Here is a 17,818-nt window from a genome sequence, read left to right on the forward strand (position 1 = left end):
CTGCACGACGAAACATATCGAGGGGCGAGCCTCAGGCTTTCGGCTCCGATCCGTCCTCGGCTCTTTGCGCGAAGACCTCCTTCGCTGCGAACAGGCCGTTGAGGGCAGCCGGGAAGCCGGCATAGACGGCCATCTGCATCAGGATCTCGACAATCTCCTCTCGGCCGAGCCCGACATTCAGGCCCGCCTCGATATGCACTTTGAGCTGAGGTGCGGCGTTCCCCAGGGCCGCGAGCGCTGCAATCGTCGCGATTTCGCGCGAACGGACGTCGAGCCCGGGCCGCGAGTAGATGTCGCCAAATGGAAACTCGAATATATAGGTGGCGAAGTCCGGGGCGATCTCGCCAAGCGCCGCCACGACCTTGTGGCCGGCCTCTCCGTCGATTTCAGCGAGTGCGCGCCGACCGCGCTCCAACCGGCTTTCGCCGGCGTTCGGAAAGTGTTGCGTCATAATCCTTCATCCTCTGTTCCGTTTCGGCATAACCGCCGATCTTGGTGTCGAGGACGAGAAGACAGGCATTGAGCTCGTCGACGTGGGCACGCACGCTTTCGCGGTGGCGCTCCAGCAGCGCCCGCCGCTCGGCTTCGGTGCCGCTGCCCTGATCCCGGAGGTCCGCGTAAAGCAGCATGTCCCGGATCGGCATGCCTGTTGTCTTCAGGCGGCCGAGAAACTCGATCCAGGCAAGGATCGAGGCGTCGTAGTCACGTCGGCTGGATCGATCCCGGTCGGCGTAAGGCAACAGTCCGATCCGCTCGTAGTAGCGGATCGTATGAGCCGTCAGTCCGGACCGCTTCGCAAGTTCGCCGATCTTCATGTTGTCTGTCTCTCATCACGACGCAGGCAAACTACGAGTTCGAGCGCGCTCTAAGTCAAGGGACATTCTGGCCCGGACCGTGCGAGCGTCGCGCCGCCGGCGCTCGGCAGGTCCGGTCGGGCCATGTCTCGGGCGCGGTCCGCGCCGCGTCGAAGGTGGAACCTGGACTGGAGGATGCCGGAGCTCCGCATCCTGAGCGTGCATCACATTTAAGGTTGTTTAACCGGCCGCACTCTAAGAATACGGGAGATTGCCGCCGGCGTCCTGGCCAGCCCCTTCGCGGGCCTGGGAGTCCATTCACATCGTGCGCGGTCGCGACATGGTCAGGTAATTGTTGCTTGCCGGCTGCCACAGGAGGGTCCGTTGGGTGCGCTGCCGATGAGCCAGATTGAGCGCGCTCTGATGGCGCATCCGGGCGTGACGAACGCCGTCGTCAGCATCGAGCAACCCCCCGACGGGCGCCGGTTCAAGATCGCGTTCTGGCTGGTCAGGACAGGCCGTTGGTGACCGACTCGATGGCCGCCGCGTTTCTTCAGCATCTTGGCATTGAGTTCGGGACCATGTTGCGGACGAGGTTTCCGGAACTGGAATTGAAAGCGGCCGTGATTGCGCTCAACCAGCGCGATTTTGCCGAGATCGCATCTTCGTTGTCGCCCGCGCCGGACCATCCCGGCGTCCATGAAGCGGACGAGGCCGCGATATGACCGCCTGTAATTTGGGGCTGCGCTTCGAGGAGGTCGTGGCGGGCGCGCCGGACGCTGTCGCGCTGTTCTGCGAAGGCGGCAGCTGCACGTTTTCAGAGCTGAACAAGTCGGCGAACCGGTTGGCGCGATGGCTGACGTCGCGGGGCGTGGGCAAGGGCGCCGTCGTGTGTCTTGAGCTGCCGAAGATTGCCGAGGCTTATGCTCTTGCGCTGGCCTGCATCAAGATCGGTGCTCCCTATGCGTTCCTGGATCCCGCGGCCCCGGCGGAACGGGCCCGGTTGATGCTGGAGCGATGCCGGCCCGCCGAGATCGTCAGCGTGCGCGAGGGGATTGGACCGCGGACGGTGATCGGCAATGCAGGCGCCCGAGCGGCCTTGCATCATGAGTTGTCGAAGCTTGACGACGACAATCTGCAACTGACGTCTCTGATCACCGGGACCGATCCGGCCTATGTCATGTTCACCTCGGGATCGACGGGTGAGCCGAAGGGCGTGGTCATTCCCCATCAGGGCGTGCTTCACTTGATCGCGTGGGCGAGGAGCGACCTTGGAATTGGACCGCAAGACCGGCTGACCAACGTCAACCCGATCTACTTCGACAATTCGGTCTTCGACATCTATGCCGGACTGCTGAACGGCGCGGCCATTGTGGCGCTCGATGCGCTGAAGGGAAGGCCGCCCGCGGAGCTGGTGGCGGAGATCACGAGGCATCAGTGCACGTTCTTCTTTGCCGTGCCGACACTCTTCATGTTCCTGGACTCCATGCACCTGTTGAGTCCCGAATGGCTGCCGAGCGTCAGCCGCTTCATGTTCGGTGGCGAAGGATTTCCGCTGGCGCGGCTGCGCCGTTTCCACGACGCGTTTGCCGGCAGAGCGAGGCTGATCAACTGTTACGGCCCGACCGAGACGAGCTGCATCTGCAGCGGCTTCGAGATCATCGAGTCCGTGTTTGACACCAACGACGGGTTGGCGCCGTTGGGACGGCTCAATCCCAATTTCAGCTACCGCATTCTGGACGAGGACATGCAGCCGGTCGCCGCGGGCATCGCCGGCGAGCTGTGGCTGGGAGGCCCGTGCGTCGGGCTCGGCTACATCAACAATCCGCAGGAGACGGCCCGCCGCTTCCGTCAGGACCCTCTGGTCGACGGCTATCGATCGATCCTCTACCGGACCGGCGACCTCGTGGAGGCCCATGCCGAAACGGGTGTGCTCCGTTTTCGCGGTCGTGCGGACAATCAAGTCAAGCTCCGGGGGTATCGGGTCGAGCTGGAAGAGATCGACCATGCTCTGGCGGCATGCAAGGGCATCACCCGCGCCCTCGCCGTGGTGCTTCACGATGCCGGCGGCGCAAGCCGGCTCCTGGCCGCCTATTCGGGCGCGCGAACGGCGGACAGCGATTTGCGCCAGCACTGCGCCGCGCGCCTTCCGGCCTACATGGTGCCGAGCCGCTTCATCTGGCTGGAGGACATTCCCGTCAACGCCAATGGCAAGGCGGACCGGCGCTCGGTCGCCGCGCTGCTTGGCGAGGCCGCCGCGAGGGCATCGTAGATGCCATCGCCCGCAGCACTCATGCGCGCATTCCAATGAGCGTCGAGAGCCAGTCCTACGACGCGGCCACGGGCTTTCTCGCGAAGCCGTCGTGGCGGTTGATCCCCCAGATCGATCGGGACCCGAATCTCGTGGCAGGCCTGCAGCGGGGTCGCGGCCGCGTGCTCTTGTGCTGCACGGTCGCGCTGCTCGCCGTGCTGTTCTGGCAGATCCATATGGATTTCTCGGCGGCAGGTCTCGCGCTGGCGTGCGCCTATGCCGGGCGGTACCGGCGCGTCCTGATCCTCTTCGCAACGGTGCTGCTGCTTTACCGGAGCGGGTTCCTGATCGACCGCGCGTTTCTCGAGCGGGTGGCCGTCAACGAAGGCGTTGCGGACCGAATCCATCAGCCGCTGCTGGAGGCGGTCACGCTGCTAGCGGTGTTCGCGCTGTTTGCGGGACTGCTGGCCATGCAGGGTTCAGCCGGCACGGCGCTTCGCCGTCCGACGCTCAGCCTGGTGCTCGCATTCCTGGGGCTCGTCGCGCTGACGCAAGCGGAGATGACAGCCGGCATGCCGCGCGTGCTGCTTTGGTCGTTTCTGATGACATCACAGCCTTATCTCTGGTTCCTCGCTTACGGTCTGGCCGATGCCGGCAGGACGCCGTCTCCGATATGGCAACGCTTGAGCGTCTTTCATCCGTTCTGGGGATCGTCGCTGACGCCGGTCGGGAAGGGACTGTCCTACCTCGAACGCTTCGAGGCCAAGACGCCCGAGGAGCTCGCAGTTACGCAATTGAAGGGGATCAAGCTCGCGGCCTGGAGCCTGCTGCTGGCGAACGTCAGGCTCTGTCTCGGCGTGCTCGTCCACGGTCATTTGCAGCTGCCCTTGTTCGACGACAGCCTGCTGCACTATCTCGCAGGCTCTCCCTTGCCGCGTCTTGTCGGGTGGGCCAGCCTCGTCAGCTTCTTCGTGCAGGACGTCCTGGGCATGACGGTGTTCGGCGGCGTCATCATCGCGACGGCGCGGCTGGCCGGTTTTCGCCTGCTGCGCAACACTTGGCGGCCGCTGGAATCGACGACGATCGCCGAGTTCTGGAATCGCTATTACTTCTATTACAAGGAGCTGCTGGTCGATCACTTCTTCTACCCGACCTTCGTTCGCTATTTCCGCGGTCATCGCCGGCTGCGCATGTTCTTCGCCACCTTCATGGCGGCGTGCGTCGGCAACCTGCTGTTCCATTTCATCCGCGACATTCATTTCGTCGGCGACATGGGCCTGTGGCGGGCCGTGGTCGCTGAGCAGTCGCATGCGTTCTACACGTTTGTGCTCGCCGTCAGCGTCGGGCTGTCGCAAATGCGCCGCGCGCCGCAGCCGGCCTCGCGTGGCTGGCTGCGTCGCCGCGTGCTGCCTTGCCTGTGGGTCTTGACCTTCTTCTGTCTCATCCACGTCTTCGACGCGCCGTTGGACCGCGAGCACACGCTCTGGCAACGCGCCGAATTCCTGTTCTATCTCCTGGGAGTGACGACATGACCGCGAAAGCCGGCCCCGAAATCAGATCGCAAATGCGGCGCTATATCGAGCAGCGCCTGCTCACGAAGGGCGACGGCGCGCCGCTTCATGACGAGGATTTGCTGTTCACCAGCGGACGTCTCGATTCACTCGACGCAGTCGAACTGGTGATGAGCATCGAGACCGACTACGGGATCAACTTTGCCGACATCGGTTTCGACCTGACGCGCCTGGACTCGATTTCGGCCATCGCCGATCTGGTCGGACAGCCGTCGGCCGAGCCCGCCTAAAGCATGATCCGGAAAAGTGCGAAGCGGTTTTCCGAAAAGATCATGCGCAAACAAGAGCCTAAAGCGCGATGACGATTCATCCAAATCTCATCGCGCTTTAGCACGCTCTCGCGCAAGGCGGGATGCCGGTTCGTCGCAGCGTCACTGCACGTCCATCTGCAGTCCTTCCTTCTGGATGATGCCGGCGAACTTCTTCGTCTCGGCGTCCACGAAGGCGGCGAATTGCTCGGGCGTGCCGTAGTCGGCGCGGGCGCCCATGGCGAGGATCTGCTTCTTGATGTCGTCGCGCTCCAGCATCGCCTTGACCTGGAGATTGAGCGCGTTCAGCACCTCTGGTGAGACGCCCTTCGGCAGGAACACCGAGAACCACGACGAGACGTCGAAATTCGCCAATTCCGGCGCGCTCTCGCGCATGGTCGGCAGGTCTTTCGCGAGGTCGCTGCGCTCGGTGGTGGTGACGCAGAGACCGTTGAGCGTGCCGTTCTGCACCTGCGGCAGGCTTGGATAGAGATTGTCGAACAGGATCTGGATGTCGCCGGCGAGTGCGGCCTGCAGCGCGGGGCCGGCGCCGCGGAACGGGATGTGCGTCATCTTCAGCCCGGTGAGCTGGAGGAACCAGGCGCCGGTGAGGTGAGGGCTCTGGCCGACGCCCGAGGAGGCGTAGCTGAGCTTGTCCGGATTGGCCTTGAGATAGGCGATCAGCTCGGCGATCGACTTGATGCCGGTCTTCGGATGCGCCGACACGATGTTCGGGATCCGGATGATGTTGCTGACGGGCTGAAGCTGGTCCGGCTTGTAGGTTAGGTTCTTGAAGATGCTGTAGGCGATCGCGTTCGGACCGGGATTGCCGATCAGGATGGTATGGCCGTCAGGCTTGGCGCGGACCACTTCGGCCGTGCCGATGGTGCCGCCGCCGCCGGAGCGGTTTTCCACGACGGCCGACTGGCCCCATGCGGTTTGCAGATGCGCGGCCAGGAGCCGGCCCATCACGTCGGTCGAGCCGCCGGCCGCGGCCGGCACCACGAGACGGACGTTTTCGGTCGGCTTCCAGTCCGCAAGGCTCGATCGCGGCAGGATGGCTGCGGCCGAAATGCCGGCAGCCGCGGTGAGCACGCGGCGGCGGGACAGCAAAGTGTTCTGAAATTGAGTGTTCTGAAGTTTCTTGGACACGAATCCGCTCCCAGCTTTTTGCTTTGCAGGGAGCGTAGGAAACCGCGGGTGCGACGGCAAGTCGCGCGCGACGGCAAAGGGTGCGCGAAGGGTGGCACGACGCCGCAGGCGCGAGCCCATTTACCTTGCGGCGGAATTGGCGTCGCGCGAAAACGCTTGTCGAGACCTCAGTTGAAGCTGAGCAGCTTGAACAGCGGCGTGAGGTAGCTCATCTCCTGGCCCGAGGTCGGCGTCGTACGGCTGATGAAGTCGAAGATCTTGCCGTCCTGCAGGCCGTAATTCGCAAGCCGGCGCACGCGCCGGTTCTTGTCGAAATAGATCGCGATGACGCGCTGGTCCACCACCCTCTGGTTCATGAAGGCGACCATGCGCTCCGAGCGCTGCGAGATGTAGTAGAACACTTCGCCGTCGAGGGTTGCGACGGTGGAGGGCGTGCCCATCACGATCAGCACCTGATCCTGGCTCGCGCCGATCGGAATCTGCTCCAGCGCGCCGGGCGGCAGGATGTAACCCTTCTGGAATTGCTCGCCGGTGCAGCCCGCGAGCGTGGCGCCGACCAGGGCCGCAGCGGCGAGCAGGCGCAGGCCGCGCCAACGCAAATAAACGCCGCGCCAGCGCAAATGAGCGCCGCGCCAGCGTGCATGAAGGCCGCGCCGCTTAACCGCGCGCTGGCTGGTCTCGATCGTTATCGTCATAGCGGAACTGATTCCGTCCCCTTGCGTCGCGCGAGGCGCTGAAGTACCGGGCAGGGCGTCTGAATGCAACACGCGCGCGCCCGCTTGCGGAAACCACAATGCTTTGGCCGTTCAATCACTTCAGGAAACCCCTGGTAACCCCGAGGGGCACCATTGAAGCCATCTATGGCATGATCGTGACGCAGGCGCGAGAACCCATATTTTACCGGGACTTGGGCGTGCCCGACACGGTTAACGGGCGTTTCGATCTGTTGCTGCTGCATCTGTGGCTGCTGCTGCGGCGCCTGCGCACGGTCCAAAGCGCCACCGAGCTGTCGCAGGCGCTGTTCGACCGCTTCTGCGAGGACATGGACGACAATCTGCGCGAGATGGGGATCGGCGACCAGACCGTGCCGAAGCGGATGCGGGCCTTCGGCGAGGCCTTTTACGGCCGGGTTCAGGCCTATGACCAGGCCATCGAGGCCGGCGGCGAGGCACTGGCGGAGGCGATCTGCAAGAATATCTTGAATGGGACCGGCCTGGATCAGGCCAAGCGGCTCGCGGCTTATGCCCGGGCCAGCGAGGCCGATCTCGGCCGGACCGGCGAGGCCGCGCTGCTGGCCGCATCCTTCAAGTTTCCCCCGGCGCCCAGGGAGGATCTCACGCCATGAGTCGATCGAATGCCGAATCCAGGCCTGATCCCTGGCGCTCCCCGGTCATCGTCGCGCAGATCCCCGACACCGGCCTGCATCGCAAGCTCGAGGCCTCGGCCGCCGAGCGGCAGGCCATCGCCGAGGTCGGCGGCCTGCGGGAGGTCCTGTCCGCCCACGCCGACCTCGACGTCGTGCCCAGGAGCGGCGGCCGGGTTCAGGTGACCGGCACCATCAGGGCCAGGGTCGGCCAGACCTGCGTGGTCACGCTGGATCCGATGGAGAGCGAGATCGAGGAGGACGTAGACCTGATGTTCGCCCCCGAGGCCGAGGTGCGCCGCATGGCCGACCTGATCGAGGAGGGGCAGGACGACGAGGAGCCGCAGGAGGTGATTGATCCGCCGGAACCGATCGTCAATGGCATGATCGATCTTGGCCGGATCGCCACCGACGCGCTGTTCCTGGCGGTCGACCCCTATCCGCGCAAGGAGGGCGCCGTGTTCGAGGCGGAGGTCACCGCGCCCGATCCGGAGGACCATCCCTTCGCCGCGTTGAAGGCGCTGCAGGACAACAAGAAGGGCGAATAGCCGGCCCTTGCCCTTGGGATAGCCTTGCAACGGTGCACGAGGCATCTGCCTGGATGGTTTCAAAAGGCTCCTTATCTAGCTGATTTCAATGTATTTCTTGCAAATTCCGGGGTTCGCCCGCGGATCGCCCCGGATGCAAAAGGCTGGGGGCAAGAGGTTGTTTCGGGATAACAAAACGCTATTGTCGCGCCCCGGTCCGGGCGCGGCGTGGCGCCTGACCGGTCGCCATGTCCATGGCGAACTCATTCTGCGGCCCGCTCGCGCAAGACCGCACCAGATCAGGTTTTCCAGGACTTTTATGCCAAGCAAGGTTCGTATTGCGCTTGACGCCATGGGGGGCGACGCCGGCGCCGCCGTGGTCATTCCGGGCGCGGCCATATCGCTTGGCAGGCATCGCGACACCGAGTACCTGCTGGTCGGGGACCGCGCCAAGATCGAGCCCGAGCTCGAGAAGCATCCCGAGCTCAAGGCCGCCTCGAAGATCATCCATACCGACGTCGCCGTCAGCGGTTCGGACAAGCCGAGCCAGGCGCTGCGGCGCGGCCGTAAGACGTCCTCGATGTGGCTTGCCATCGACGCGGTGAAGAAGGGCGAGGCGGATGTCGCAGTCTCCGCCGGCAATACCGGCGCGTTGATGGCGATGTCGCGCTTCCACTTGCGCACGCTGAAGGGGATCGACCGCCCGGCGATCACGGGGATATGGCCGACAAAGCGCGGCGAATCCGTCGTGCTGGACCTCGGGGCCACCATCGGCGGCGACGCGCACCATCTGGTGTCGCTCGCGCTCATGGGGGCGGCGACGGCCAGCGTGCTGTTCGACAAGAAGCGGCCCACGGTTGGCCTGCTCAACATCGGGACCGAGGAGATCAAGGGCCACGAGGAGATTCGCGAGGCCGGGGAAATCCTGCGGGCGCGGAACCTGCCGGAGCTCGATTATATCGGCTTCGTCGAGGGCGACGGCATCGGCAAGGGCGTCGCCGACGTGATCGTGACCGAAGGCTATGCCGGCAACATCGCGCTCAAGGCCGCCGAGGGAACCGCCCGGCAGATGGCCGAATTACTCCGCAACGAGATGAAACGGAGCTGGCTGTCCAAGCTCGGTTATCTCTTTGCCAGCAGCGCCTTCCAGGCCCTGCGGGACAAGATGGACCCGAACAAGTCCAATGGCGGCGTGTTCCTGGGTTTGAATGGACTGGTGGTCAAGAGCCACGGCGGAACCAGCGCCGAAGGCTTTGCCTATGCGATCGATGTTGGCTATGAGATGGCTCACTACGATCTCCTGAACAAGATCAATCAGATGCTCAACCGCGAGGGTGGTGCACTCAATTCCGTGCAGGCCGCGCAGGAGGCTGTTTCGTGACTCAAATTCGTTCGGTCGTGCTCGGCTGCGGCTCCTATCTGCCGGAGCAGGTGGTGACCAACGCCCAATTGGCGGCGCGTATCGACACCTCCGACGAGTGGATCGTGCAGCGCACCGGCATTCGCGAGCGGCACGTCGCGGCCGAGGGCGAGTTCACCTCGCATTTGGCGATCAGGGCGGCGCAGGCCGCGCTCGGCGATGCCGGCGTGGACGCGCAGTCGATCGACCTCATCGTGTTGGCGACCTCGACGCCGGACAACACCTTTCCCGCGACCGCCGTGGCCGTGCAGAACGCGCTCGGCATCAATCACGGCGCGGCCTTCGACCTGCAAGCGGTGTGCTCGGGCTTCGTGTTCGCGCTCGCCACGGCCGACAATTTCCTGCGCACCGGCGCCTTCAAGCGCGCGCTGGTGATCGGCGCCGAGACTTTCTCGCGCATTCTCGACTGGAACGACCGCGGTACCTGCGTGCTGTTCGGCGACGGCGCCGGCGCGGTTGTGCTGGAGGCGCAGGAGCAGCCGGGCAACGCCGCAACCGACCGCGGCGTCGTCACCACGCATCTGCGCTCCGACGGCCGCCACAAGGCGAAGCTGTTCGTCGACGGCGGGCCATCCTCGACCCAGACCGTCGGTCATCTGCGCATGGAAGGCCGCGAGGTCTTCAAGCATGCGGTCGGCATGATCACCGACGTCATCGTCGACGCCTTCCAGGCGACCGGGCTCAATGCCGAGACCATCGACTGGTTCGTGCCGCACCAGGCCAACAAGCGAATCATCGACGCTTCTGCGCACAAGCTGCACATCGCGCCGGAGAAGGTGGTGCTGACGGTGGACCGTCACGGCAACACCTCGGCCGCCTCGATCCCGCTGGCGCTGACGGTGGCGCGCAAGGACGGCCGCATCAAGAAGGGCGATATGGTGCTGCTGGAAGCCATGGGCGGCGGCTTCACCTGGGGCTCCGCGCTGGTGCGCTGGTAGAGCCACAGTCGATAAAATTTTGCCGGAATCAGCTGGATTATCGATGCGCCTGCATTGATGAGCGCTGTTGACCGCCGTATCGTAAGCTCATAATTTCAGACAACAATTGTTCGCCGTGATGTGGGGCAGGGCGATGACCGATCAAAGTAAAACCGTAACGCGTGTCGATCTGTGCGAAGCCGTCTACCAGAAGGTGGGCCTGTCGCGCACGGAATCGTCCGCTTTCGTGGAACTCGTGCTGAAGGAGATCACCGATTGCCTGGAAAAGGGCGAGACGGTGAAGCTGTCCTCGTTCGGGTCCTTCATGGTGCGCAAGAAGGGTCAGCGCATCGGACGCAACCCGAAGACCGGCACCGAGGTACCGATCTCGCCGCGCCGCGTCATGGTGTTCAAGCCGTCGGCGATCCTGAAGCAGCGGATCAATGCCCAGCACCGCACCAATGGTGATGCCAGCAAGGCTCAACCCGAGGCGTAACGCCTTCCGCGAAGGATTTGGCATTTGGACAAGGCGCCGGATGCGTTCCGAACCATCAGCGAAGTAGCGCAGGAGCTCGACATCCCGCAGCACGTGCTGCGGTTCTGGGAGACCCGCTTCTCCCAGATCAAGCCGATGAAGCGCAGCGGCGGCCGCCGCTATTACCGCCCCGATGACGTCGACCTGCTCAAGGGCATCCGCCGCTTGCTCTACGGCGAGGGCTACACCATCCGCGGCGTGCAGCGGATCCTGAAGGAGCACGGCGTCAAATCGGTGCAGGGCCTCGCCGACAGCGCGGCCGCGGTCTCGTTCGGCGCCATCGAGGACGCCATCGGCGCAAGCCTGATGGAGCCCGAGGACGAGGAGGCGCCGATCAAGGGCGTCACCGACACCGACGATGACGACTACCAGGGCGACGAAGAGGAAGGCATCGACTTCCGCTTCAGCGAGATCGACGACGAGGAGATCCTCACCACTTTCCGCAAGGGCGGCACCCCCGCCGCGCCCTCTGGGCAAGCGCTGGACCGGGAGCGCCTCGGGAAGGCGCTCGCCGACCTCGTTGCCATCAGGGAGATGCTGGATCAGGCGCTGAAGGACGGGTAGGGGCGGTATTCGGACCGCGCGGCCAGTTCCCCGGGGCGCTTCGGGCTCAGAGCCGGTCAAGGAGAGGCACCAAAATGCTGCGACCTCGCCTTGCGCATCGCGCCGATCCTAGCTAATGGAACGACGTTCGGAGCGTGGCGCAGCCCGGTTAGCGCACTAGTCTGGGAGACTAGGGGTCGGAGGTTCAAATCCTCTCGCTCCGACCATTTTTTCAAAGCATTTGTTGGGGTGGATGAACAGAGCCTGGACCTGGCTCCTGGCGCGGTGTCGGATGCGCGCCGGTCGATGGGGGGTGGCTGGTTCGGTGCCCCGCATAACAAAAAGCCGAAAACAACCCCATGCACAGTAGCAACGCCATTGATCTTGTGTTGTTTTTCCGAAGCGGTTTGTGTCCGCGGTAAAACAGGAGCAATGTGATGATGGCAGCTTGCCCGGTCATGTCTCGGATTGCCCTGCTCTGCATGTTCGCACTAGCCGGCTCGCCCACGTTGGCGGGCGAGGGACCGGCAGATCGAGAAACTGATCAGCTGATGGAAATCTTTCGCGACGAGATCGCACGTGAGGATTGTCTGTGGCGCGAGAGTCTGACGCGATTGTCTGATCAAACGTTGGACGAGCAGCAGAAGATTTCTGGACTCGTCGCCTATTTCTGCAGCCAGAAGAATAGAGAACAGATCGTCCGAGGGGCCACGACGGAAGATCTCGTCAGGCATGAAGTCGCGCAATATGACCAACTCTGGGCACAGGACAGGGCGATTGCGATCGGCCGGCAGATACGTCAGCTCAGAGCGCGCGGGGTTCCCTAGAAGCTCGCTGCCAAGCAGAAATGCCACCTACCTCAAATATCCCACCACCAGCCGCGTCGTCTCGTCCACCAACACCTTCACCATCTTCTCCGACGGCATCTCGGCTCCGTGCAGCACCGTGTTGTGCGCGACCGACTCGATCGCGCTGACGCAGATGAAGGTCGCTACATCCAAATCGATCTTGCGCATCTCCTTCCGGCGGCTTTCGAGATAGCTGCGCACGAGGGTTTGGACCTCGCGGTTGAAGGCTTCGACGTCTTTGAGCTGGCCGGTGCGGGGGATCTGCTCGGCGAGCACGCGGTGCAGTTTCGGGTTGATGCGGTGGGCCTCGATCGCGACGGTGACGAGCTTTCGCACGGCTTTGTCGATCGGGAGGTCGGCGACTTCCACGAGGGCGGCGCGGACGATGCCCATGATCTCCTCGTTGTGGCGCTCGATCACAGCGGCGACGAGGGCTTCTTTGCTTGGAAAGTACTGGTAGAGCGAGCCGACGCTGACGCCGGCGATCTCCGCGATGCGGTTGGTGCTCGCCTTCTCGAAACCGTCGCGGACCAGAATGCGAGCGGTCGCCTCGACCAGTGCGTCGACGGTGGCGCGTGAGCGCGCCTGTGAGGCGTTTTTGCGCGGATTTGTCGGCGGCGTGCGGGCCATGGCATTGCGATCCGAATGCGAGTAGGAAAAGCGAGCGAATGCTCGCATTATATCCGCCTATGGCGGCCTTCTCGCAACCATCTTCGTCGCCATATGGATGCGAAAGCCAGGCGGAGAACGGACCATGAGCGTCGCAAGACTTGTGTCGTCCCTGCAGTTTTGTCCTGCGATGTGCGCGCCGCGCAACCACGATCCCGCGCCGAGCCTGCAGAGCCGTCTGTTCAACGCGGTGCTGCGGCAGCTCCCCTACAAGCAGCAGCTCGCCTCCGCCGAAGCCGTGCAGGCGCACGTGCAGAAGCTTGCCTTGCAGCCGGCCTCGTTCGAGCCGACCGGGCTTGGCCGCGGCGTCGAGGCGATCCTGACCAGGATGGGCGGCTGGCCGGTCTATTACACCGCGCCGGCGTCGGGCCATGAGGGCTGCAACTTCGTCATGTTCCTGCATGGCGGCGGCTACATCAACGAGATCGTGCCGGCGCATTGGCGCTTTGTCGGCGAGATGACGCGCAAGGCGAACGTCGTCTGCGTCGTGCCGATCTATCCGCTGGCGCCGCGCGCCACCGCGAAGGACCTTGTCCCAAGGACTGCCGAGCTGCTGCGGATGCTGCTGGAGGATGCCGGGTCCGCAAAGGTGACGGTGGTCGGCAATTCCGCCGGCGCGGGCCTTGCGCTCGCCGCCTGCCAATGGCTGCGCGATCGCGGGCACCGACAGCCGGCGCGGCTGATGTTGATCTCGCCGGCGGCCGACGCCTCGGTCAGCCGTCCCGAGCAGATTGAGATCGCCGCGCGCGATCCGGTCCAGGACATTCCCGGCATCGTCGAGGCTGCCAGGCTCTATGCCGGCGAGCTCGATGTCGGCCACCCCTTCGTCAGTCCGCTCAACGGCGCGTTCCGCTTCCTCGCGCCCATGACGATCTTCTCAGGCACGCGTGATCTGCTCTATCCCGACAGCGTCGATCTGGCGGAGCGGGCGAGGGCGGTGGGCGTGCCGGTGGATCTGCATCTGCTCCGCGACCAGCCGCACAATTATGCGCTGATGCCGACGCCGGAGGGCCGGCGCGCGCGGGCGATGATTTTGCGGGCGGTGGCGTGAGAGGCGTGTGACCGTTGTCACAGGGATGCGCCGTCGTGTCGACTGGCGCGGGGCCCATTGGAGGCGGCCTCCGGGGCGTTTCCTCGTCGTCTTCTATCTTCGCGTCAGTAGTTTTGCGGGATCTTCAGGCGTGGCCCTTGATCTCGTAGTGACCCGGCACGCATTTGAAGCGCTCGAGGCGCCAATTGGCGTGATAGATCGGATGCTCGCCCATCCATTTCGCAAGGGGTGCCTGTGCGCCGACCGCGCACTGCATCATCGAAATCTCGGGCGTCATGTTGCTGTCGGTCACGATTTCCTCGACGCAACTGCCTGAGCTAGCTGCGCTAAGCCGGCAGAGCACGGCTACGACGGTCACGAACATTCCTGTCACCTCATCGGTAGTTTTGGACCACGAAGAGAATGCAAGCGGAGTGCCAGAGCCTGTGACACGCAAACAACACGCTGGCCTGGCCGACTCGACCCAGCGTCCGGTGTCCATTTGATGATTCGGATTGTAAAAAATTTGCCCATAAACCGAAGCCGGACAAATACGGGAACCGGACGGTTATGTCCGATTGCGGGTGTGGCTCGGAGGGGCAGCGGCGCGACGAAGCGTCGGAATAGTCCATCCGCCGAAATAAGCGATGTCGGACACCGCGGCGCCCCGCTTTTACCTGCCGGTGCAGCGCTGCTACATTTTGCGCGCGCGTCGGCGAACGGCGCGGCGACGAAGAAACATACCGACAAGGGAGGGACTCCAGTCCCATGAAGGATTTTGCTGGAAAGATCGCGGTCATCACCGGCGGCGGCACGGGTATGGGGCGCGAGCTCGCGCGGCAGCTGGTGGCCGAGGGCTGCAACGTCGCGATGTGCGACGTCTCGGAAGCGGCCATGGCCGAGACCAAGCGGCTGTGCGAGACCGAGAAGCTGCCGCAAGGCTTGCGCGTCACCACGCATGTCGCCGACGTTTCGATCGAGGATCATCTGAAACGGTTTCGCGACGAGCTCGCCGAGCAGCAGAAGACCGATCGCGTCAATCTGTTGTTCAACAATGCCGGCATCGGCGGCGGCGGCAGCCTGTTCACCAACACGCGCGAGCAGTGGGAACGCACCTTCAACATCTGCTGGGGCGGCGTCTATCTCGGCGTGCGCACCTTCCTGCCGATGCTGGTCGCGGCGGACGAGGCCCACATCGTCAACACCGCGAGCGTCAACGGCTTCTGGGCCTCGATCGGCATGAACCAGGCGCACACTGCCTACAGCTCGGCGAAGTTCGCGGTGAAGGGATTCACCGAAGCCCTGATCAACGACCTCCGCCTGCACGCGCCGCACGTCAAATGCTCGGTGGTGATGCCCGGCCATATCGGCACCTCGATCGTCTCCAATTCGCGCAAGGTGCAGAGCGCCGACGGCTCGGAGCGACTCAATGCCGACGAGGTCGCGCTGACCCGAAAGCGCATGGTCGCGGCGGGCGTGCCGGATGCCGACAGGATGTCGGACGAGGACATTCAGGCGGCGTTCGCCGAGCGCGCCCGCAGCTTCCTGGAGGATGCGCCGACGACGGCCGCGCAAGCGGCCAAGATCATTCTCGACGGGGTCAAGGCGGAGCGCTGGCGCATCCTCGTCGGCGAGGACGCCAGGCGATTGGACGAACGCGTGCGCGCCACGCCCGAGCAGGCCTATGACCGCGCCTTCTACGAAAGCTTTACGCAGGAGGTCGGCTGGAAGCTCGGTTGAGACCGCCGGCGGGCGCGCGCCGATATAGGTATGATAGTCATCATGACAAGGGGGGTGCGCGTGATATTGCGTGCCACCTCTTGCCAATCGCCGGCTCTCCATGTCGGATCGGAATGTCATGCATGCGTCACGGATCGTCGCTCAAGCGAAGGTGATCTCGAACGCCTGTAATGCCGCGCGCGGCGTCTTGGTCGGACACCTGAAATGGTTTAGTCAATCAGGGGTAACGCGATGATAGAGCGCAGCTCCGATGATACCCGCATGCCTCTCCGACGACTGGATCCTCTGCCCGGAGCGAGAGGACATCTCCGCTGAATTCACGCGGCTGCTCACCGCGGCCCAGGAGGGCGGCGCCACGATCGCCGAATGCCTGATGATCGCGCGACAGCTGAAGCGCGGCGACGATCGCTCCTGGCATCGCGAATGGAAGCGGCTGGCGCAAGCCAACCGGCAGCGCGCCGAGGCCGCCTTCGCGGAAGGCCATATGGCGAGCGCACAGCGCAACTGGCTGCGCGCCATGAACTATTATGGTGCGGCGGCCATGCCGCTCGAGCAGGACGACGAGCGCCGCTGGGTCGCGGTGCTGGCGATGCAGGAATGCGCGCGCCGCTACCTTTCGACGCGCAGTCCGGCAGGCGAGGTCGTGACCATCCCCTGGCTCGACGGACATGCGCTGCAGGGCTACTTCCTCCCGGCTTCGTCGGGCAGCGTGCGGGCGCCGACCGTGATCTGCATCGGCGAGCCCGGCCACCGCAAGGAAGAGTTCTTGTTCAAGCTCGCGCCGCATGCGCGCGAGCGCGGCTTCTCGCTGCTGGCGCTGGATCTGTTCGGCGACCAGCGCGACGATTTCATCGATGCGCTGTTGCGGCGCCGCGATCTCGAGAGCGCGATTCCTTCCGTCATGGACTATCTGGAGCCGCGCGGCGAGGTCGATTTCGCTCGCGTCGGAATCATTGCCGATGGCTGGGGCTCTTCCTTCGTGGCGCGGGCGGTGTTGCAGGAGCCGCGGCTTGCCGCCGCCGTCTGCGACGGCGGCCTGTGGGACCTGCACGAGCGCGCCTTCTTCGCCAGCCGATTCGCGCTGAGCGACGTCGGCATCGTGCCGGTGCCGCATGCGCCGCTGATGGCCTCCAGCGCCGACTGTCCGGTGCTGATCACGCTCGGCGAGGACGGCTGGCTCAAGGCCGACCGGGCCCGTCAGATCGTCCAGAGCTCCCGGCTCGGCAGCTCGGATGTCATGTTGAAGGTCTTCACGGCCGCCGAGACCGGCGCGGCGCAGGCCCACGCGGACAATCCGAGCCTTGCCAACGAATATATCTTCGACTGGCTCGAATCGCGGCTCGGCGCCGCCGCCCGCCGGATCTGAACCCGGCTTTATCGTTTGGGCATGATCTTGTCGGAAAACCGCGGCACGCTTTTCCGGATCATGCCCTAGAAGTCGAGCGAGATCCGGACGCAGGCCTTCTCGAGGCGAGTCTTCAGCGTCGCGAGCTTGGTGGTGAATTCCGCCAGTTCGTCCTCGTCGAACTCCTGGAAGACGAATTCGCGAATCGTCTTGTACTGCTCGTTGAGGCTCGCGATGTGCTTCTGCGTCTTGTCGGTCAGCGACAGCCGCACCACGCGGGCGTCGGTCGGCGAGGGGCGACGGCGCAACAGGGCCTTCTTCTCCAGCAGCTTGGACTGAGTGGTGATGAAGGACGGATCCACGTGGAGCAGCTTGGAGACGACGTTGACCGGGATGCCCTCGTCCTTGTCGAGGTCGGAGATGGCCATCAGGATCAGCCATTGCGGGCCGCTGATGCCGAGCGTCTTCGCCCACAACTGACGCAATTCCTCCAGATGCATGTTGATCGACGATATCTCCCAGGTGAAGCGCCTGATGATATCCAGATTGCCGACCGAGCGCATACGCGCTCCTTCTTTCCTCGTCGCGGACACAGCGTCACTCCAGTGAACGATCGTTCAGGCCGGTGTTCGTGGAGGGCCATAGTCCACGCAAGCCTGCTCTGACGCAAGTGCAGAGCAGGGTAATTTCGTCACTAAAATTACAAAGATGATCAGCTCAGCATTAGCCCGTTGACTTCCGGTGTTGCGCGCGGAGCACAGGTCGGGCGAAACCATAAAGCTGATCTAATAAACTATTTTGATTAGCGAACGACGCGCTGCATATTGTTCCCCGACGGTGGGGGTACTCGATCGTCCCGTTGCAG

Annotated in this window: 22 protein-coding genes and 1 tRNA gene; 16 read left to right on the top strand and 7 right to left on the bottom strand. The window is 64.1% G+C overall.

Going from position 1 to position 17,818, the window contains the following annotated elements:
- Positions 1 to 31: 31 nt before the first annotated feature.
- Both ML401_RS14970 and ML401_RS14975 read right to left on the bottom strand, forming a co-directional pair.
- The gene (locus ML401_RS14970) at positions 32 to 451 is read right to left on the bottom strand and encodes a carboxymuconolactone decarboxylase family protein (RefSeq protein WP_285812341.1); all 420 of its coding nucleotides are present in this window, start codon (positions 449 to 451) and stop codon (positions 32 to 34) included.
- Positions 387 to 815 carry a MerR family transcriptional regulator gene (locus ML401_RS14975; protein ID WP_194407752.1) on the bottom strand — a complete coding sequence of 143 codons (429 nt, stop codon included), beginning with the start codon at positions 813 to 815 and terminating at the stop codon, positions 387 to 389. Before ML401_RS14975 ends, ML401_RS14970 begins: the two co-directional genes overlap by 65 nt.
- A gap of 363 nt (positions 816 to 1,178) precedes the next feature.
- Between ML401_RS14975 and ML401_RS14980 the strand changes: the two genes are divergently transcribed.
- From ML401_RS14980 to ML401_RS15000, 5 genes are read left to right on the top strand one after another with little or no spacing between them, the layout of a single operon-like run.
- Entirely contained in the window at positions 1,179 to 1,322 is a 144-nt protein-coding gene (locus ML401_RS14980) for a hypothetical protein (protein ID WP_285812342.1), read from the top strand.
- On the top strand, positions 1,319 to 1,519 hold the full coding sequence (locus tag ML401_RS14985) for a hypothetical protein (RefSeq protein ID WP_285812343.1): 201 nt from the start codon (positions 1,319 to 1,321) through the stop codon (positions 1,517 to 1,519). The genes ML401_RS14980 and ML401_RS14985 overlap by 4 nt, the downstream gene beginning before the upstream one ends.
- Positions 1,516 to 3,066: an amino acid adenylation domain-containing protein gene (locus ML401_RS14990; protein ID WP_285812344.1), complete on the top strand. Its 1,551-nt coding sequence runs from the start codon at positions 1,516 to 1,518 to the stop codon at positions 3,064 to 3,066. The genes ML401_RS14985 and ML401_RS14990 overlap by 4 nt, the downstream gene beginning before the upstream one ends.
- 35 nt (positions 3,067 to 3,101) lie before the next feature.
- Positions 3,102 to 4,577 (top strand): hypothetical protein, encoded by a 1,476-nt coding sequence (locus tag ML401_RS14995; protein WP_285812345.1) that lies wholly within the window; start codon positions 3,102 to 3,104, stop codon positions 4,575 to 4,577.
- The gene (locus ML401_RS15000) at positions 4,574 to 4,846 is read left to right on the top strand and encodes an acyl carrier protein (protein ID WP_211416741.1); all 273 of its coding nucleotides are present in this window, start codon (positions 4,574 to 4,576) and stop codon (positions 4,844 to 4,846) included. The genes ML401_RS14995 and ML401_RS15000 overlap by 4 nt, the downstream gene beginning before the upstream one ends.
- A gap of 141 nt (positions 4,847 to 4,987) precedes the next feature.
- Here the strand turns inward: ML401_RS15000 and ML401_RS15005 are convergent, their stop codons facing one another.
- Both ML401_RS15005 and ML401_RS15010 read right to left on the bottom strand, forming a co-directional pair.
- The gene (locus ML401_RS15005) at positions 4,988 to 5,977 is read right to left on the bottom strand and encodes a tripartite tricarboxylate transporter substrate binding protein (RefSeq protein WP_194408274.1); all 990 of its coding nucleotides are present in this window, start codon (positions 5,975 to 5,977) and stop codon (positions 4,988 to 4,990) included.
- Between the two features lie 206 nt (positions 5,978 to 6,183).
- Complete coding sequence (locus ML401_RS15010; RefSeq protein WP_259206608.1) at positions 6,184 to 6,711, bottom strand: outer membrane protein assembly factor BamE; 528 nt, start codon at positions 6,709 to 6,711, stop codon at positions 6,184 to 6,186.
- 98 nt (positions 6,712 to 6,809) lie between these two features.
- Between ML401_RS15010 and ML401_RS15015 the strand changes: the two genes are divergently transcribed.
- From ML401_RS15015 to ML401_RS15050, 8 genes are all read left to right on the top strand, one after another.
- Positions 6,810 to 7,361 (top strand): ubiquinol-cytochrome C chaperone family protein, encoded by a 552-nt coding sequence (locus tag ML401_RS15015; protein WP_285812346.1) that lies wholly within the window; start codon positions 6,810 to 6,812, stop codon positions 7,359 to 7,361.
- Positions 7,358 to 7,927: a DUF177 domain-containing protein gene (locus tag ML401_RS15020; protein ID WP_285812347.1), complete on the top strand. Its 570-nt coding sequence runs from the start codon at positions 7,358 to 7,360 to the stop codon at positions 7,925 to 7,927. The genes ML401_RS15015 and ML401_RS15020 overlap by 4 nt, the downstream gene beginning before the upstream one ends.
- Positions 7,928 to 8,225: 298 nt before the next feature.
- On the top strand, positions 8,226 to 9,287 hold the full coding sequence (gene plsX / locus ML401_RS15025; RefSeq protein ID WP_285812348.1) for a phosphate acyltransferase PlsX: 1,062 nt from the start codon (positions 8,226 to 8,228) through the stop codon (positions 9,285 to 9,287).
- Positions 9,284 to 10,264, top strand: coding sequence for a beta-ketoacyl-ACP synthase III (locus ML401_RS15030; protein ID WP_194407762.1), 981 nt, complete (start codon positions 9,284 to 9,286; stop codon positions 10,262 to 10,264). The genes plsX and ML401_RS15030 overlap by 4 nt, the downstream gene beginning before the upstream one ends.
- Before the next feature lie 133 nt (positions 10,265 to 10,397).
- Positions 10,398 to 10,739 carry an integration host factor subunit alpha gene (locus ML401_RS15035; protein ID WP_018456841.1) on the top strand — a complete coding sequence of 114 codons (342 nt, stop codon included), beginning with the start codon at positions 10,398 to 10,400 and terminating at the stop codon, positions 10,737 to 10,739.
- A 24-nt stretch (positions 10,740 to 10,763) separates the two neighbouring features.
- Positions 10,764 to 11,342: a MerR family transcriptional regulator gene (locus ML401_RS15040; protein ID WP_259206640.1), complete on the top strand. Its 579-nt coding sequence runs from the start codon at positions 10,764 to 10,766 to the stop codon at positions 11,340 to 11,342.
- 128 nt (positions 11,343 to 11,470) lie between these two features.
- Positions 11,471 to 11,548, top strand: a tRNA-Pro gene (locus ML401_RS15045).
- A gap of 210 nt (positions 11,549 to 11,758) precedes the next feature.
- Positions 11,759 to 12,148, top strand: a complete 390-nt coding sequence (locus tag ML401_RS15050) for a hypothetical protein (protein ID WP_285812349.1) — start codon at positions 11,759 to 11,761, stop codon at positions 12,146 to 12,148.
- 27 nt (positions 12,149 to 12,175) lie between these two features.
- Here ML401_RS15050 and ML401_RS15055 read toward each other — a convergent pair whose 3' ends face one another.
- Positions 12,176 to 12,847, bottom strand: coding sequence for a TetR/AcrR family transcriptional regulator (locus ML401_RS15055; RefSeq protein WP_285812350.1), 672 nt, complete (start codon positions 12,845 to 12,847; stop codon positions 12,176 to 12,178).
- Positions 12,848 to 12,923: 76 nt separating this feature from the next.
- On the opposite strand from ML401_RS15055, the gene ML401_RS15060 reads away from it, so the two are divergent.
- Positions 12,924 to 13,889 carry an alpha/beta hydrolase fold domain-containing protein gene (locus ML401_RS15060; RefSeq protein WP_211416750.1) on the top strand — a complete coding sequence of 322 codons (966 nt, stop codon included), beginning with the start codon at positions 12,924 to 12,926 and terminating at the stop codon, positions 13,887 to 13,889.
- Between the two features lie 124 nt (positions 13,890 to 14,013).
- Here the strand turns inward: ML401_RS15060 and ML401_RS15065 are convergent, their stop codons facing one another.
- Complete coding sequence (locus tag ML401_RS15065; protein WP_194407791.1) at positions 14,014 to 14,253, bottom strand: hypothetical protein; 240 nt, start codon at positions 14,251 to 14,253, stop codon at positions 14,014 to 14,016.
- Positions 14,254 to 14,636: 383 nt separating this feature from the next.
- Between ML401_RS15065 and ML401_RS15070 the strand changes: the two genes are divergently transcribed.
- Positions 14,637 to 15,608: an SDR family oxidoreductase gene (locus tag ML401_RS15070; protein WP_194407792.1), complete on the top strand. Its 972-nt coding sequence runs from the start codon at positions 14,637 to 14,639 to the stop codon at positions 15,606 to 15,608.
- Positions 15,609 to 15,858: 250 nt separating this feature from the next.
- Positions 15,859 to 16,974, top strand: a complete 1,116-nt coding sequence (locus ML401_RS15075; protein ID WP_285812351.1) for an alpha/beta hydrolase — start codon at positions 15,859 to 15,861, stop codon at positions 16,972 to 16,974.
- 65 nt (positions 16,975 to 17,039) lie between these two features.
- Here ML401_RS15075 and ML401_RS15080 read toward each other — a convergent pair whose 3' ends face one another.
- Positions 17,040 to 17,546, bottom strand: a complete 507-nt coding sequence (locus ML401_RS15080; RefSeq protein ID WP_194407794.1) for a MarR family winged helix-turn-helix transcriptional regulator — start codon at positions 17,544 to 17,546, stop codon at positions 17,040 to 17,042.
- Between the last annotated feature and the right edge of the window lie 272 nt (positions 17,547 to 17,818).

The organism is Bradyrhizobium sp. 62B (genome assembly GCF_030272265.2).
Taxonomy (GTDB): domain Bacteria; phylum Pseudomonadota; class Alphaproteobacteria; order Rhizobiales; family Xanthobacteraceae; genus Bradyrhizobium.